The sequence below is a fragment of the Pseudomonas bohemica genome (genome assembly GCF_002934685.1).
In the GTDB taxonomy this organism is placed as follows: Bacteria; Pseudomonadota; Gammaproteobacteria; order Pseudomonadales; family Pseudomonadaceae; genus Aquipseudomonas; species Aquipseudomonas bohemica.
This window is the reverse complement of the sequence record NZ_NKHL01000118.1, coordinates 1-15,969: the sequence shown is the minus strand read 5'-3', so window position 1 is coordinate 15,969 and position 15,969 is coordinate 1. Positions and strand designations below refer to the sequence as shown.

12 protein-coding genes and 1 pseudogene are annotated in these 15,969 nt (G+C 60.8%); 4 read left to right on the top strand and 9 right to left on the bottom strand.

What is annotated here, in order from left to right; all coding sequences use genetic code 11:
- The first annotated feature begins 208 nt into the window (after positions 1 to 208).
- Entirely contained in the window at positions 209 to 1,783 is a 1,575-nt protein-coding gene (locus CE491_RS23100) for a type VI secretion system Vgr family protein (RefSeq protein WP_110950656.1), read from the top strand.
- Positions 1,784 to 1,798: 15 nt separating this feature from the next.
- Here CE491_RS23100 and CE491_RS23095 read toward each other — a convergent pair whose 3' ends face one another.
- The 6 genes from CE491_RS23095 to CE491_RS23070 all read right to left on the bottom strand — a co-directional run bounded on the left by CE491_RS23095 (position 1,799) and on the right by CE491_RS23070 (position 7,828).
- Complete coding sequence (locus CE491_RS23095; protein WP_110950655.1) at positions 1,799 to 2,572, bottom strand: enoyl-CoA hydratase; 774 nt, start codon at positions 2,570 to 2,572, stop codon at positions 1,799 to 1,801.
- Positions 2,573 to 2,655: 83 nt separating this feature from the next.
- On the bottom strand, positions 2,656 to 3,864 hold the full coding sequence (locus CE491_RS23090; protein ID WP_110950654.1) for an acetyl-CoA C-acyltransferase: 1,209 nt from the start codon (positions 3,862 to 3,864) through the stop codon (positions 2,656 to 2,658).
- Positions 3,865 to 3,879: 15 nt separating this feature from the next.
- Positions 3,880 to 4,647, bottom strand: coding sequence for an SDR family NAD(P)-dependent oxidoreductase (locus CE491_RS23085; protein WP_110950653.1), 768 nt, complete (start codon positions 4,645 to 4,647; stop codon positions 3,880 to 3,882).
- A 288-nt stretch (positions 4,648 to 4,935) separates the two neighbouring features.
- A complete protein-coding gene (locus CE491_RS23080; RefSeq protein WP_110950652.1) occupies positions 4,936 to 6,330 on the bottom strand; it encodes a DHA2 family efflux MFS transporter permease subunit in 1,395 nt (464 codons plus the stop codon).
- A 182-nt stretch (positions 6,331 to 6,512) separates the two neighbouring features.
- Positions 6,513 to 7,184, bottom strand: a complete 672-nt coding sequence (locus CE491_RS23075) for a TetR/AcrR family transcriptional regulator (protein WP_110950651.1) — start codon at positions 7,182 to 7,184, stop codon at positions 6,513 to 6,515.
- A 314-nt stretch (positions 7,185 to 7,498) separates the two neighbouring features.
- Positions 7,499 to 7,828: a thioredoxin family protein gene (locus CE491_RS23070; RefSeq protein WP_110950650.1), complete on the bottom strand. Its 330-nt coding sequence runs from the start codon at positions 7,826 to 7,828 to the stop codon at positions 7,499 to 7,501.
- Positions 7,829 to 7,987: 159 nt separating this feature from the next.
- Between CE491_RS23070 and CE491_RS23065 the strand changes: the two genes are divergently transcribed.
- From CE491_RS23065 to CE491_RS23055, 3 genes are read left to right on the top strand one after another with little or no spacing between them, the layout of a single operon-like run.
- Positions 7,988 to 8,536, top strand: coding sequence for a winged helix-turn-helix transcriptional regulator (locus tag CE491_RS23065; RefSeq protein ID WP_110950649.1), 549 nt, complete (start codon positions 7,988 to 7,990; stop codon positions 8,534 to 8,536).
- Positions 8,537 to 8,542: 6 nt separating this feature from the next.
- Positions 8,543 to 9,679: an HlyD family secretion protein gene (locus CE491_RS23060; RefSeq protein ID WP_110950648.1), complete on the top strand. Its 1,137-nt coding sequence runs from the start codon at positions 8,543 to 8,545 to the stop codon at positions 9,677 to 9,679.
- Positions 9,676 to 11,283, top strand: a complete 1,608-nt coding sequence (locus CE491_RS23055) for a DHA2 family efflux MFS transporter permease subunit (protein WP_110950647.1) — start codon at positions 9,676 to 9,678, stop codon at positions 11,281 to 11,283. Before CE491_RS23060 ends, CE491_RS23055 begins: the two co-directional genes overlap by 4 nt.
- A 20-nt stretch (positions 11,284 to 11,303) precedes the next feature.
- On the opposite strand, the pseudogene CE491_RS23050 reads toward CE491_RS23055, so the two are convergent.
- The 3 genes and pseudogenes from CE491_RS23050 to CE491_RS23040 all read right to left on the bottom strand — a co-directional run bounded on the left by CE491_RS23050 (position 11,304) and on the right by CE491_RS23040 (position 15,612).
- A pseudogene (locus tag CE491_RS23050) lies at positions 11,304 to 12,123 on the bottom strand (alpha/beta fold hydrolase).
- 472 nt (positions 12,124 to 12,595) lie between these two features.
- Positions 12,596 to 12,829: a hypothetical protein gene (locus CE491_RS23045; RefSeq protein ID WP_199885222.1), complete on the bottom strand. Its 234-nt coding sequence runs from the start codon at positions 12,827 to 12,829 to the stop codon at positions 12,596 to 12,598.
- Between the two features lie 92 nt (positions 12,830 to 12,921).
- Entirely contained in the window at positions 12,922 to 15,612 is a 2,691-nt protein-coding gene (locus tag CE491_RS23040; RefSeq protein WP_199885221.1) for an RHS repeat-associated core domain-containing protein, read from the bottom strand.
- Positions 15,613 to 15,969 lie beyond the last annotated feature (357 nt).

Below are 15,969 nucleotides of genomic sequence, written 5' to 3'. Positions count from 1 at the left end.
CGCATTTTATACGCGCTGGCGTCAGATGAAACCCCTGAAGTGGCGCTGTCGATCAAAGGAGTGGCGATAAGTTTCGCGGAAAGCGTCTACACAACGCTCAGGATAGTGAGACAAACCTTGTAGTCCGATTCCGAAAATTCAGAACTGGCCCTTTTGCCTTGTAGCTTTTCGTACCCTCTGCGCCTCGAAATTTCAGGTGCCCCAGCAGATGCGCGAAGACTCGCAGGTGACAATGACTCTGGCGATTGCCAATAACCCAAGCGATCTGCTGGTCATCGGTGTCAACGGCCGTGACCGGCTCAATGCGCCGTTCTGTTTCGACATCGACCTGGTCAGCTCCGACCCGGTCCTGGATTGCAACTCGCTGCTATTGCGCGATGCCTGGCTGCAAATCGGGGCACAAACGCCCCTCGTGCACGGGCTGCATGGTCAAATCCATCGCGCGGAACGGCTGTACCGAGGTCCGAATCTGAGCCTCTATCGCCTGCGTCTCATGCCGGGCCTGCAGCGGCTGGACGGGCCAGCCCGGCGGCGCGCATTCAACGGACAAAGCGTTCCCCAGATCCTCGCCCTGCTGCTATATGGCCACGGAATGACCGAAGATGCATTGCGCTTCGACCATTTGCTCGGTGTCTACCCGCCCAGGGAGCACTGCCTGCAGTACGACGAGAGCGATCTGCATTTTCTGCGTCGTCTGTGTGAAGAAGAAGGCATCAGCTTCCGCTTCGAGCACCACCTTCAGCGGCACGTCCTGGTGTTTTCAGACGACCCTCTGGGCTTCCCGGAATGGCTGACGCCGGCCCGCGTCGACCATCTCGCCGAGCAGTTGTCGGTGCGCACCAGCTACAGCAGCCATGCTGGCGAGCACTACAGCCCGCAAGGCTCCGCGCCAGCCCGGCAGGCATACGACGCTGACAATCAGGTGCCTTACAGCCCGGCCGGCGATTCCGCCGCTGCTGGCCAGCGTCAGCAACTCAGCGCACGCCAACTGGAGCGTTTGCGCTGTGAGCGCAGGGAAATCATGGGCCGTAGCCGCCTGCCGTGGCTGCGCGGCGGCCTGGTGATGCGCGTCGATGGGCATCCCGATGCGTATTTCAACGATCAGTGGCTACTGACCGACATTTGCCATTGTGCCTGGCAGCTCGGACCATTGCGCGGCTGCGCCTCCAACGACGTGATCCAGATTCTGCAGGCGATGGCCTCGATGAACGATTCGGGCATGGGGATCGCCAGACTGCTGCGGCCAAGGACGGGTCACGACAAGCCCGCGCTGGCCGGCTACGAAAACAGCTTTCGGGTGCTGCCCTGGGCGATGCCGTTTCGCCCCGCGCTTGAACATCCAAAGCCGCTGGCTGGCACCACTGAGCTGGCCACGCAGGTCCAGGAGCAGGCCGATGCGTCAGGGCGCCTGCGCATTCGCTATGACTGGCAGGCCGACGCACCCGGCGGCACTGACGACAGTTGGGCGCGGGTCGTCAGCGGGCTTGAGAAGCAATCGGTCGGAACGCGGCTGCAGATCAGGTTTTTCGAGGGCGATCCCGATCAACCGCTGATCTGCGGCGCGCTGGGCACGGCCCGCGACACAACCGGGCCGCCAGGGATATTGGCCAGCGGGCACAGGTGTGATGAAGAACTCACCCCGGTAACGGCGGGACGTGAAGACAAGCAGCTGCGCATCGACAGTGACAGGCCACTGACCCTGCGCAGCGGGCGCGCCTGCCTGCAGATCAGCGAACAAGGCATTCATTACACACCCTTTGCCACAGCGGACGACGCCGATTAGCGGCAACCGTACGCCTCAGCGGTGCTTGAAGGTCGGCTCGCGTTTCTCGATGAACGCCGCCATGCCTTCTTTCTGATCCTCACTGGCAAACGCTGCGTGGAACACCCGCCGCTCGAAGCGAATACCTTCCGAAAGGCTGACTTCAAAGGCCCGATTCACGCTTTCCTTGACCATCATAGCCACCGGCAATGACTTGGCAGCGATGCCTTCAGCAACTTTCAATGCTTCTTCGAGCAACTGTTCCTGAGGCACGATGCGCGCCACCAGGCCGGAGCGTTCGGCTTCCGCGGCATCGATCATGCGCCCGGTCAGGCACATCTCCATGGCCTTGGCCTTGCCGACGGCGCGCGTCAGGCGCTGGGTGCCACCCATGCCAGGCAAGACGCCGAGCTTGATTTCCGGCTGGCCGAATTTGGCGTTATCGGCGGCCAGGATGAAGTCGCACATCAGCGCCAGCTCGCACCCACCGCCCAAGGCAAACCCGGAGACTGCGGCAATGATCGGCTTGCGACGATTGGCCACTCGGTCACTGTCGCTGAAGTGGTCATCGAGGTAGATCTGCGGATAGGTCAGTTCGGCCATTTCCTTGATGTCGGCGCCTGCGGCGAACGCTTTGGCCGATCCTGTGAGGACGATACAGCCAATGTCCCGGTCGCGCTCCAGCTCATCGAGCGCCTGGTTGAGCTCGTTGATCAGCTGTGAGTTCAAGGCATTCAGGGCATGCGGTCGGTTGAGCGTAATCAACGCCACGCGACCTCTTACTTCTTTGAGAATAGTTTCATAACTCATTGATATTCATCCTTATTAACTCTTCAAGGCAAGTTAGAAATAACATCAACCCGCTTTAACATAGGCTCTTAACTTATTGATTTTTAGCGTATTTCCAGCGCGACAGCTGTCGCCTCGCCACCGCCGATACAGATCGCCGCCACGCCGCGCTGTAACCCTCTCTGTTTGAGCGCCGAGATCAACGTGACGAGGATCCGCGCTCCCGACGCACCGATGGGGTGTCCAAGGGCGCAGGCGCCGCCATTCACGTTGACTTTCTCATGTGGCAATTCGAGCCTGCTCATAGTGACCAGCGCGACGACGGCGAATGCTTCATTAATCTCGAACAGATCAACATCGTCCAGCGACCACCCGGTCTTGCGCATCAGCCTCTCGATGGCACCGATCGGTGCCGTAGGAAACAGTCCCGGCTGATTGGCGTAAGCAGCATGACCGCGGATCACCGCGACCGGCTCGAGCCCTCGCCGCTCGGCTTCGGACTGACGCATCAGAATCAATGCCGCCGCGCCGTCGGAGATCGAACTGGAGTTGGCCGCCGTCACCGTGCCCCCATCGCGAAAAGCGGGTTTGAGCTGGGGAATCTTGTCCAGGCGAGCCTTGGGCGGCTGCTCATCCTGGCTAATGGTTTTCTGCTCTTTGCCGGCGGTGACTTGTAGCGCAACGATCTCGGCTTCGAAACGCCCGTGCTGCATGGCTTCCTGGGCGCGGGTCAACGAGGCGATAGCGAAGGCATCCTGAGCCTCGCGACTGAAGCCTTCGAGCGACGCGCAATCCTCGGCGAACGTGCCCATCAGTCGACCGCGTTCGTAGGCGTCTTCCAGCCCGTCAGAGAACATATGGTCGATGATCTGCCCATGGCCCATGCGATAGCCGCTGCGGGCGCGATCCAACAGATACGGAGCGTTGGACATGCTCTCCATGCCGCCCGCGACCACCACATCGGCGCTGCCGGCGAGCAAAAGATCGTGGGCCATGATCGCCGCCTGCATCCCGGAACCGCACATCTTGTTGAGCGTAGTGCACAGCGTGGCATCGCCGAGGCCGGCATTCAGAGCCGCCTGACGCGCCGGGGCCTGCCCGAGCCCGGCGGGCAGTACGCAACCGAACAGCACCTGCTCGACATCACTTGGCGCAATACCCGCGCGCTCGACAGCGGCGCGAATGGCGGCAGAGCCAAGCTGGGGCGCGGTCAGGCTCTTGAGCTCACCCTGAAAGCCGCCCATGGGCGTGCGCACGGCGCTGACGATCACCACTGGGTCGTCAAGCTTCGGCTGGCGTTGATTCAGTGACATCTTGGATCTCCTCGCTTAACGGGCGGCCATGCGCAGGGCGCCGTCGAGACGGATCACCTCACCATTGAGCATGCTGTTTTCTAGGATGTGGCGTACCAGGGCGGCGTATTCGTCAGGCTTGCCAAGCCTCGGCGGAAACGGCACGCCAGCGGACAGGCTTTCGCGCACCTGCGGGGTCATGCCGGCCATCATCGGGGTCTCGAAAATGCCGGGAGCAATTGTCATGACGCGAATGCCGAAACGTGCCAGTTCGCGGGCTGCAGGCAGTGTCAGGCTGGCGATTGCGCCCTTGGAGGCGGCATAAGCGGCTTGGCCGATCTGGCCATCATAGGCGGCAACGGAAGCGGTATTAACGATGACGCCGCGTTCACCGCCCTCATCGGCAGCGCCCTCGGCGATCGCGGCTGCGGCCAGGCGCAGGAGATTGAAGCTGCCGATCAGGTTAACGTTGATGACCCGGCTGAAACTGTCCAGAGGATGGGGGCCCTCCTTGCCGAGGATCTTCTGCGCACCGACGATGCCTGCACAATTGATCAGGCCATTGACCTGGCCGAACTCGCTCAAGGCCTTGTCCACCGATGCCTGGGCGGCGGCCTCATCGGTGATGTCGGCCACGCTGGCCCTGGCATTGCCACCCAGGTTTTGCAGCTGGGTTTCGAGGGCCTGTGCGTTGACATCCACCAACATGACCTTCGCGCCCGCCTCGATCAGCATCTGCGCCGTGGCTGCGCCCAGACCGGATGCCCCGCCACTGACCAGAAATACGTTGCCTTCGATCTGCATGATTGTGTCGTCCTTACACTTTTATTGTTTGAGTGACGAAATACTCCGCTCTGCTGGCGCAATGGGCAATAGTCAAAGCAGGCACAGGCGGTGGCGATTTTAGACAGTACTCAAGCACACCATCCTGCGGCGCATACTCGCTCCGGCACCTCTGGCCTTTAGCCGTCCGGCTTGCCGACGGCAGCGATCCGAGGAACGTCACCGCCGGCAAGCCGACCGCTACAGGTAATCAGCGAATTCGGGGAGATAGCCGACGTCGGCGAAGTGAGGGGCGTATGCAGCATCCGCTCACGCCTTGCGCTGCAACACCGCCTCCCCCGCCTGCGCCGACAGACGCCGGTTATCCAGCAACGCCAGCAGCGCAATCAGCGCCACCCAAATGAAGGTCAGCTGAAAGTCGCTGGTATGGGCCTGGCCGTCGTTGTCATGCAGGTACATCGAACCGCGTAGCAGCAAAGCCGCGATCGCAACGCCCAGGCCCATGCTCAGCTGGAAGAACATGCTGAACAGGGTCGACGCATCGCTCATCTGCGATTTCGGCACGTCAGCGAAACCCAGGGTGTTGAAGGCGGTGAACTGCATCGAACGTGACAAGCCACCGACAAAAAGAATCAGCAGAATAAATGGCCACCCCATGTGCTCGTCCAGCAACGCGCAGGCCGCGATCGCCACAACCCCGATCACCCCGTTGACCATCAGCACCGAACGAAAGCCCCAGCGCTGCATGATGGCGCCGGTGAAAGGCTTCATCGCCAGGTTACCGGCGAATACCCCCAGCACCAGCAGGCCGGAATCGAACGCCGAGAGGCCAAACCCCAGCTGAAACATCAGCGGCAGCAGAAATGGCAAGGTGCTGATGGCGATCCGAAACAGCGACCCGCCAAACAGGCTGACACTGAAAGTGCGGATGCCGATCACGTTGACGTTCATCAACGGCTGGGCGAGCCGGCGCATGTGCGCCCAGGCCAGCGCTGCGCTGACCAGACCGAACCCGGTGACCAGAAGCCCCGGCCACTGACTGTCGCGTCCCTGGCCGAGCATTTCCATGCCGTACAGCAACGCCGTGCAAGCCAGGCCCACCAGCACGAAACCGCCGAAATCGAAAGCACGCTGGCTGACTTCGTTGCGTCGAGGAATCAGCACCCAGGTGGCGATCAGCGCCAGTACCCCCAAGGGCAGGTTCAGGTAGAAAATCCACGGCCACGAGGCATGAGTGACGATAAACCCACCCAGCGGCGGGCCCAGTATTGGCGCCACAAGGCCTGGCCACGTGATCAGCGAAATCGCCCGCACCAGATCCTTCTTCTCGGTTGCCCGCATGACCGCCAGGCGTCCGACCGGGACCATCATCGCCCCGCTGACGCCCTGCAACACGCGAGCAGCAACGAAGGTATCGAGGCTGGAACTCATACCGCACATCAACGATGAAAGGGTAAACAGCACGATGGCGCCGCCGAACACCAACCGCGAACCCAGCCGATCCGCCAGCCAGCCGCTGATAGGTATGAAGGCTGCGATCGCCAGCATGTAAGCGCTCATGCCGATGTTCAGATCCACCGCCGCCACCTTGAAGGTCCTGGCCATTTCGGGCAGCGCGGTCGCGATCACCGTCGCGTCGAGGTTTTCCATGAAGAACGTGACCGCAACCAGCAGAGCGATCAGCGTTGATTGGCGTTGCGACATCGGCGCGATTCCTTGAATGAACATGCAGGCAGCGCTCTAGAGTAGCTGTTTCAAGATGTTCCGTGCTTGCTGAAAACGGCTCGACCCGGATATCCGCGGCAGCGTTGCCATAGGTGTGCAGCGGCAGGCCGCAGATCCACAGTGCCGACGAGGGCTGCTGCTATTGCGGCTTCACAGAACACTCATGGCTGCAGATAACGCGTCACCGAGTCGCTGACCATCGCCCTGTGCCGTGCTTTCACTTGCGGGTCTTCCAGCTCGATCTGAAAGATTTCCGAAAAGGTGTGCCGGTTGGAGACGCGATAGAAACAGAACGAGTTGATCAGCATGTGCAGATCTACAGCCTGCACGCCCTGGCGGAACACTCCTTCCTTTTCCCCGCGCCGCAGTGTTTCGTCCAGAGCCTGCAACACGTGCTGGCTGAGGGTGCGAATGGTGGGTGACTGCTTGACGTTTTCGCCGTTGTGAATGTTCTCGATGCAAACGATGCGTACGAAGTCGATGTTTCGATCATGGTGATCGAAGGTGAACTCCACCAGACGCTGAATCGCCGCCATGGGCTTCAGCACATCGAGCTTGAGGCTGCTTTCGGTGTGACGAATGTCGCCGTACAACTTTTCCAGCACTTCGCTGTACAGCTGTTCCTTGCTGTTGAAGTAGTAATAGATCATCCGTTTGGAAGTTTGCGTGCGTTCAGCGATGGCATCGACCCGGGCGCCGGAAAGGCCCTGGGCAACGAACTCGGCGACGGCAGCCTGAAGGATGCCATCGCGGGTTTTTTCCGGATTGTTCTTGCGGCTCTTTCGTGGCATCTCTACGGACGCTTCGACAAGAGTGTCGTCGACAGTTTTCATGCTTGGCTCACGACCACGGTAGGATCGCGCGATTATGAGCCGCAGCGCCCCATTACGGAAGTGGCATATGCCAGCATCCCAATGATCGGTCACAGACGCGTCTGTTTGTATAGCCGAGGGGAGGCGATTCTGAGCGCCGGGATATCGATGTTGCGGCGTATGTGCGCAGGTAGCGAAGGCCTGACCTGTGTCTGGCCGGACAATAGGCGTTTGCGTTCGCCGGCTTGGCGGTGTGTCAGCTCAGTTGTTCATCGCTGACATTGCGTCAACGCCGGCAAGCCGTGCTGCTGAAAGGGTGGCAGGACTACCAGGTGTCAGCCCTCGCGCACCACGCCCTCGAATGCTTCCTCGATATCACCGACCCGGGTCGGCCGCACCAGCCGACCGACCTCCTGGCCGTCACGCATGAACACAAGCGTTGGCCATAGCTTCACGTTGAACGAGCGCCCCAAGCGGCGTCCGCTGCCGTCCTCGATCTTCAGGCGGCGCACCTGGGAGTAGTCGGCAATTACCTTATCAATCAGTGGTTGCGCGGCTTTGCAGTGACCGCACCAGTTGGTGCCGAACTCGATCACGCTGGCGCCGGCCAACGCATCGACCTCGGCGCGGGTCAGGGTTTCGGGTACATAAAACTCGTCAGTCATCTCAATCTCCCGTCACGGTTCGGCCAGTGTAGCGACTCACGGCGCCATCTCACACACACCGCCCATCACTATCGAAATAATAGTGACTTGCACGATGAAAGCTACAGCATTATATTACGGTTATAATTTCAAAGCAGTCCTTGCTCTGGAGATACGGCCATGAAAAAGAAAAGTTTCGCTCACATGCCCTGCCCGATTGCGCTCGGCCTGGAACACGTGGGCGACTGGTGGAACATTTTGATCCTGCGCGATCTGTCCTATGGCCTCAGCCGTTTCGACGAATTCGAGAAAAGCCTGGGCATTGCTCCCAGCACCCTGAGCCGCCGCCTCAACGGTCTGATCGAGGCCGGTCTGGTCGAACGCCGCGCCTACAGCGATAAGCCTGCGCGCTTCGATTACCTGCTCACCGAGCGCGGCCGCGACTTCCGACCCGTGGTGTTGACCCTAATGAAATGGGGCAACAAGCACTTCGCGGGCAACGCTTCGAACATTGAGCTGTGCGACGAGGCCAGCGGCCAGCCGGTCGATCTGGTACTGGCCGACGGCAACACCGGCAAGCGCATCAACCTTCACGAGCACAGCCTTCGCTACAAAGGCCCCGCCGACAGCCTGTCCGCGTGGCGCCTGGAGCACGGCCGTGCCCGTCGCGAGGCCTATCGCCAGACACTCCCTACACCCTCTTCCCAACCTCTGCAGAACCACAGGTAACCCGCGATGAGCAACCCTCAAACCGTCACCGAGCCCGCCGCTGCCGCCACATCGCCGAAACCTGGTCGGGGCAAGCGTCTGATTCTGTTGTCAGTCGGTGCGGCCATTGTGATCGGCGCAGTGATTGTCGGTCTGCACTGGTGGACCGTGGGCCGCTTTCTCGAGTCCACCGACGACGCTTACGTCGGCGGCGATGTGACCGTGATCGGACCGAGGGTGCCGGGCTATATCACTGAACTCAAAGTGGTCGACAACCAATTCGTTCACGCCGGTGATCTGCTGGTGAAGATCGACGATCGCGATTACGTCGCGGCACTCAACAAGGCCGACGGTGCCGTGGCGGCCGAGCAGGCCTTGCTGGCCAATCTGGACGCCACCGAGCAACTGCAACACGCCGTGATCAGTCAGGCCAAGGCCGGTATTGACGCGGCCAACGCGGAAACCGTGCGTTCCCGCGACGACCAGGTGCGCTACCAAGTGTTGTCCGGGCGCTCGGCGGTTTCCGTCGAAAGCTTTCAGCGCGCCGACGCCACCTACAAAACCGCCCAGGCCAACGGCGCCAAGGCCCGGGCCTCGATGCTTGCGTCCCAGCGTCAACTGGACGTGATCTCGACCCAGAAACAACAGGCTCGTGCCGCCCTTGAACAAGCCAGAGCCGAGCGTGACATGGCCCGGCTCACCGTCGGCTACACCGAGTTGCGCGCGCCGGTCGACGGCGTGATCGGCAACCGTCGAGCACGGGTAGGCGCCTATGCCGCGGCCGGCACGCAATTGCTTTCGGTGGTGCCCGCCACTGGCCTGTGGGTCGATGCCAACTTCAAGGAGGACCAGCTTACCCGCATGCGCCCCGGACAGGCGGTGAGCATCGAAGCCGACGTGTTGCCAGGCCAGGTATTCCATGGCCATCTGGACAGCCTCGCCCCGGCCACTGGCTCGCAATTCAGCGTCTTGCCGCCGGAAAACGCCACCGGCAACTTCACCAAGATCGTGCAGCGGGTGCCGGTGCGCGTCTATCTGGACGGCGAAGACGGCAAGCTCGGCAAGCTGCGTCCCGGCCTGTCGGTGATCGCTAAAGTCGACACCAACGCCGACGCCTCGCAACCCAAAGTCGCCAGCGCCGCTGACGGGAAGACAGCCCCATGAGCACCGCCAACGCCAGCGCACCTGCAGCAAAGCCGAATGGGCCGGTAGACGCCGCCTCGATGGCCATCGCGGCAAAGGTCCTGGCTTTCGCCAGCATGTGCCTGGGCATGTTCATCGCCCTGCTGGACATCCAGATCGTTTCCGCCTCGCTGCGTGACATTGGCGGTGGCCTGTCGGCCGGTTCCGACGAAACCGCGTGGGTGCAGACCAGCTATCTGATCGCCGAAATCGTGGTAATCCCGCTGTCCGGCTGGCTGGCCAGGGTGCTCTCCACCCGCTGGCTGTTCTGCGCATCCGCCGTCGGCTTCACCCTCGCCAGCCTGCTGTGCGGCCTGGCCTGGAACATCCAGAGCATGATCGCCTTCCGTGCTCTGCAAGGTTTTCTCGGCGGTTCGATGATCCCGATGGTGTTCACCTCAGCGTTCATGTTCTTCACCGGCAAACAACGGGTCATCGCGGCGTCGACCATCGGTGCCATCGCCTCCCTGGCCCCGACGCTGGGCCCGGTGATCGGCGGCTGGATCACCGACGTCTCCTCCTGGCACTGGCTGTTCTACATCAACCTGGTGCCGGGGATTGTCGTCGCCATCGTCGTGCCGATTCTGGTCAACATCGATTCGATGGACCTCAAGCTACTCAAGGGCGCCGACTACATCAGCATGGTGTTCCTCGCGCTGTTTCTCGGGTGCCTGGAATACACCCTGGAAGAAGGCCCGCGCTGGAACTGGTTCAGCGACCAGACCATCCTCACCACGGCGTGGATTTCCGGCCTGTGCGCCATCGCGTTCATCACTCGTACGCTGACGGTGCACAACCCGGTGGTAGACCTGCGCGCGCTGCAAGATCGCAATTTCGCCCTCGGCTGTTTCTTTTCCTTCGTCACCGGTATCGGCCTGTTCGCCACGATTTATCTGACCCCGCTGTTTCTCGGCCGAGTCCGGGGCTACAGCGCGCTGGACATCGGTGAGGCGATTTTCTCCACCGGTGTGTTCCAGCTGGCGGCGATTCCGGTGTACGGCTTTCTCGCCAACCGCGTGGATCTGCGCTGGATCATGATGATCGGCCTGGCGCTGTTCGCCTTGTCGATGTGGGACTTCTCGCCGATCACCCACGACTGGGGCGGCCATGAACTGCTCCTGCCACAAGCCGTTCGGGGTTTCGCGCAACAGATGGCGGTGCCGCCGACCGTCACCCTGACCCTCGGCGGCCTGCACCCTTCACGGCTGAAACAGGCGTCGGGGCTGTTCAATCTGATGCGCAATCTGGGCGGCGCCATTGGCATCGCGGCCTGCGCCACGATTCTCAACGACCGCACCAACCTGCACTTCACCCACATGGCCGAGCATCTGAACTACAGCAACGAAGCCATGAACAACTGGCTGTCCACGGTCACCGGCAATTTTGCGGCGCTGGGCCAGAACGCCACCGACGCCAGTGATTCCGCGTTGCATCAGTTGTGGCTTTTGACCTACCGCGAGGCGCAGACCCAGACCTACGCCGATGCGTTCCTGGCGATCATGGTCTGCTTCATCCTCGCCGTGGCCATGGTGCCGCTGATGCGCAAGGTCGTGCCGCCGGGCGCGCCGTCCGCCGACGCGCATTGAGACCCTGCTACAGCAGAGCCTTACCCTTTGATGAATCCCAACAGCACCTCGTTGATTTCATCCGCCTGTACCGTGCACATGCCGTGGCCCGCCCTTGACCACGTGCAGCGTCGAGCTCTTCACCAACTCGTGACTTTTGTAGCCGGACGCCACGATAGGCACGATCTGGTCGTCGTCGCCGTGCAGGATAAGGGTCGGGACGTCGATCTTTTTCAGGTCTTCGGTAAAGTCGGTTTCCGAGAACGCCTTGATGCAGTCGAACTCGCCCTTGACGCTGCCGAGCATGCCAATGGACCAGAACGAATCGATGGCGCCCTGGGAGGTTTTCCTGCCCTCGCGGTTGAAGCCGAAGAACGGCACGGCCAGATCCTTGAAGAATTGCGAGCGGTCCGCGGTGAAGCCTGCGCGAATGCCGTCGAACACATCGATTGGCAAGCCTTCGGGGTTGGCCGCGGTTTTCAGCATGAGCGGTGGAACAGCACCGATGAGCACGGCCTTGGCGACCCGGGATGTGCCGTGACGGCCGATGTAGCGCGCCACTTCGCCGCCGCCGGTGGAGTGGCCGATCATGATCACGTCTTTCAGGTCCAGCGCCTGGAACAGCTGCGCCAGGTCATCGGCGTAGGTGTCCATGTCGTTGCCTTCCCAGGTCTGGCCCGAACGACCGTGACCACGACGGTCGTGAGCGATGACGCGGTAGCCTTTCTGACCGAGGAACAGCATCTGTGCGTCCCAGGCGTCGCCGTCGAGTGGCCAGCCGTGGGAGAAGACGATCGGCTGACCGGTGCCCCAGTCCTTATAGAAAAACTCGGTGCCGTCTTTGAGGGTCAGGATAGACATGGAACGCAATCTCCGGGAAATGTGCAGGGAAGAATCAGCGTAGTCCTGGATTGTGAAGGTGCATTGAAGATCTGTGCTTGTTTTAAGGCGGGCGCCATCGACACTGATAGTTTGCTCGGCTTTGAGAATAATGGCGCAGGCCAAACTTGCAGGAGTGCGGTTGCCCGCGATGGCAGTCGTTCATCGGAAGTTGTATTACCTGCCCCGCCATGGCGGCAAGCGCGCTTGAGGGGGGTAAGGGCCGCCTTCTAAATCACCCTTGCATTCCCGCGCAACGACCACATGCGCTTGCAACTCGTCCGCATGCTCCAGCAACCACGCATGCAGCGTATGCCCCACGTGCGTCAGCACGCCCTGCCCCGGTTGCAACTGCTCAATGATCTGCTACGCCGTGTCTGTACAACGATGTGGCTGATGACCGGCCCACGTCATAGCTGACCAGTCATTCATCCCTACCGGGTATACCCACACGCTATTTTTGTACTCTTATGTTCCTGGCTATGTACTCACCCGGCTTATCAGGATCGGACTCCTTGGTGAATGTCACAATTGCATCGACATCGGGAAGCACGCCGTCGCGGCGAGAATCCCACATGAAGTAAATCTGATTATCCTCAGGATCATCGTCGTTTTCTGGCTTGTATTCGATCCAGCCGAAGCTTCCGTCGAGGTTTCGCCTTACCACTTTCCCTGTTAGTTGACTCATGATCATCACCTGTCGTTTCGTTGATGCGGCCCATGTGAATATCCCGACAGCAATGGCCGCTGACTTGCCGTCGTCCGAGAACGGCAATTGGCTCAGCCGCTTAATCCAAGTGCCGCCCAGAGATCGTATCGGGGCCTGACATTACGCGGCTTGTAAGGGTTATCGCCGCGAAGGCTGGCGCGTGCCCGCGAGCTGATGGATGAAGAATCATCCCCTTGCGCCAACGCTACGGACGACTCCACCGTTCCTCGCAGAATATTGACTTCGATTGCCAACGCTTCGATTGCATTGACCTCGGAGGCGAGACGCGAACGGTTGGCCCACTCGTAGAGCCTGGCCGGCCGTCCTGTCAGGTTCAGAGGGGCTGGACCGTCCCAATAGCTTCTCAGCTTACCGAGCCACCCACTTCTGTCGTAGGTGGGCATCGGCTCAAGCGGTGCGGCAGGGGCATCAAGGTAATTGCTCACCTTGCGCATGGACGTGCGCAGGCGCATCCGCAAAGGGAGGCGCGTGGCGCCCAGTTGAGCTTTGTAGATCTGGGCGAGGCGTCCTTGACCTTTGAAGAGGCGGACAAAGCTGCGACCGAGCGCTTTTGCCCCGCGGCCTATCAGACGAACCGTACGGCCGACCGCACTGATCGTTTGCTTGAGCAGACTGCTGCCCGCCTTGATCGTCCCCATGAAACAGGCTGCGGACAATACACCCACGGCCATCGAGGCAATACCAAGGGTCTTGGACAGTTCCGCATTCGACTCTGCGGTCAGCACCGAAGCCACCTCCAGCCCGAACGAAGCGGCACTCAGCGCCGTCAACGCACCGATCAGCAACGTGGAAGCCGTTCCCCCGGAGAAAACCGTTGCGACGACGCCGACAACCGTCAATACCAACGACAGGGCCAGCCCGCGCCATTTGCCAGCGACTTCCATGGCCTGGGTATCCTGGAGCTCCTGGTCGAGGTTCTGCAAGACCAGATTCTGCTCCCAACGGCTGAGCATGATTGCGCCACTGGGGTCATGCAGGTTGATCGGGTCCGGGCAGTGTTGATAGGGGTTGTGACCGCCCTCACCGACCGGGGCCAGCCAGTCCGGCTGAGCGTAACGGTACAGCGTCGGGTCGTAACTTCGGTAGCCATTGCCGGCATGGTATTGGCCGGTGACGGGGTCGCGGCGCATGCCGTTATAGCCGACGACCACCTCGTCCAGCACGGCGCCCTCGCCGAACGGCAACAACGGCGCCAGGCTGAGCTCGCCATCCTTGACCTGCCCGGCGACACCGACCTGCGGATCGTCGATCAGCCAACGCACCTGCTCCCCGTCATACTCGGCAAGCCCGGCCGAGAGGCTGGTGCGACGGGTAACGGCGCGGTCCTTGTCGAACCAGACTTCGCCAATCAGCTCATCACCGTCGTAGCGCAGTTCACGGATGCTCTCATCCGCATTGACGTACTGCGCCGCCAAGCGTTGATAGCCGTCGTACTCATAGCGTGCCAGCGGCACATCGTCGGCATCGCTGACCTTGCTCAGTTGGCCGCAGGCGTTGTAGGCGAACCTCGGGCCCTGGATTTCAACGGCCTCGAGGTAGCCATTATCGCTCCAGGCCAGGGCTTCGGACTCGGTACCGCGCTGCACCGCAGTCATGCGCGTAGGGTCGGTGCTGTCGTCATAGCTGAACGCGCGGGTCACAACGGAATCATCGAAGCCGGTGGTCACGCAGCTGACGAGGTTGTTCAGCGCGTCCCAAGTGAATACTTGCGCCTTGACCGCCTTGCCATCGGCGTCTTCAGGACAATGCGCCGCATCGTTGGCATCGCAGGTATAGCGTTGCAGTCGATCGAGTTCGTCGTAGCTGAAACATTCATTGGACCTGAGCAGGCCTCCCTCGTAACTCGCCTTGCTCGCCAGGCGACCATCTCCTCGCCAGGTCATGCGTTGCTCGAAGCGCGGCGCCCCGTTGTGTAAAAAGGTCCGCACCACCTCCTGGCCAAAGTCATTGTGCTCACTGAGCACCTGCCATTGCTCGCCGGCCTTCAGTGCCTGGACCTGACGCGATTGCAGTTGACCCAATGTGTCGTAGCGATAAGCCACGTCCTCATGCTCCTGACAGGTACGCAGGACACGTCCTTCGTTATCGACGAAACCGCGCTGCCAATGGCCGTCGCCGCGAAGCGTAGCCACAGTGGTGCCCCGCAGGCTTCGCCACTCGGCACTTTGCGATTCGCCGCGCGGCGTGGTTTGCGCCTCCTTGATGCGGCCAGGCAGGCTGGGGTGGGTAAAGCTGTGCTTCCAAATGTCGTTTGCGGTGCTGCCCGACGCCACGGTGGTGACACCCTCTTTGCGCGTCAGGCTGGCCACGGCGCTGTCGCTTGCGCCCCATTGGACCCCCTCGGCATCGACTCGCGTGTGTAAACGCGTTTTGTCGGGCAGGGTCACTGTGTCGTCATCGAAGGTGTAGGTCCGGCTGCCGACTTTGCGCGATTGCAACGTGGAATCGTTGACCATTTTCTGGGTGACCACCACCTTGCCACCCACCTTGAGTTCGGAGATCTGGTTGCTGAAGCCGTAGTAGGTCCGTTCGATCAGGGAGCTGCCAGGTCGCGTTATCCGGGTGACTCGACCCAAGGCGTCGCGGTCCAGAGCGTATGTGCGCGTTTCATCGCCGATGACACGCTCGCTGTTCACCACGCGGCCGTTCGAATCCAGACGCTGGGTCAGCTTCAATTGCTGCTGGCCGGTGCCGTCAGCCAGTGTTTGTGTGCGTTCGAAAGTGCCATCGGTTTTGGTCATGTACTCGGTGGTACGTTGGGAGAGGCGGTGGTGGGCGAGACCTTGTTCAATAATTAGCCGTGTTGTTGAATCGTGAACGGCTTCCGGCGAGGTAAACATGACTGAGTCGATTACATTGATCTTAGGCGAATCTTTTTGACCGGGCTTATTTTTAAGGAATATCCAATAAAGTGAGGGATCGACATCCTCCATGTCCGCCAGGTCCAACAGAACATCGAGCGTCATATTGGAAAGACGCACGTTGTACATCATGAGAAAAATCAACAAACTTCCGATACTAGGGATGGTCTGAAGTAGGCAGCTATTTCTCAGTTGCTGAGCCATAGCGGTTTCAAAAAACGGCAGCGTTCAAAATCG

Excerpts from the sequence above, each read along its gene's own strand:
- CE491_RS23055 (WP_110950647.1), top strand. The coding sequence starts at position 9,676 with ATGAGCACCGCCAACGCCAGCGCACCTGCAGCAAAGCCGAATGGGCCG.
- CE491_RS23075 (WP_110950651.1), bottom strand. The coding sequence starts at position 7,184 with ATGAAAACTGTCGACGACACTCTTGTCGAAGCGTCCGTAGAGATGCCA.
- CE491_RS23065 (WP_110950649.1), top strand. The coding sequence starts at position 7,988 with ATGAAAAAGAAAAGTTTCGCTCACATGCCCTGCCCGATTGCGCTCGGC.
- CE491_RS23085 (WP_110950653.1), bottom strand. The coding sequence starts at position 4,647 with ATGCAGATCGAAGGCAACGTATTTCTGGTCAGTGGCGGGGCATCCGGT.
- CE491_RS23070 (WP_110950650.1), bottom strand. The coding sequence starts at position 7,828 with ATGACTGACGAGTTTTATGTACCCGAAACCCTGACCCGCGCCGAGGTC.
- CE491_RS23040 (WP_199885221.1), bottom strand. The coding sequence starts at position 15,612 with ATGACCAAAACCGATGGCACTTTCGAACGCACACAAACACTGGCTGAC.
- CE491_RS23045 (WP_199885222.1), bottom strand. The coding sequence starts at position 12,829 with ATGAGTCAACTAACAGGGAAAGTGGTAAGGCGAAACCTCGACGGAAGC.
- CE491_RS23080 (WP_110950652.1), bottom strand. The coding sequence starts at position 6,330 with ATGTCGCAACGCCAATCAACGCTGATCGCTCTGCTGGTTGCGGTCACG.
- CE491_RS23095 (WP_110950655.1), bottom strand. The coding sequence starts at position 2,572 with ATGAGTTATGAAACTATTCTCAAAGAAGTAAGAGGTCGCGTGGCGTTG.
- CE491_RS23100 (WP_110950656.1), top strand. The coding sequence starts at position 209 with ATGCGCGAAGACTCGCAGGTGACAATGACTCTGGCGATTGCCAATAAC.
- CE491_RS23090 (WP_110950654.1), bottom strand. The coding sequence starts at position 3,864 with ATGTCACTGAATCAACGCCAGCCGAAGCTTGACGACCCAGTGGTGATC.
- CE491_RS23060 (WP_110950648.1), top strand. The coding sequence starts at position 8,543 with ATGAGCAACCCTCAAACCGTCACCGAGCCCGCCGCTGCCGCCACATCG.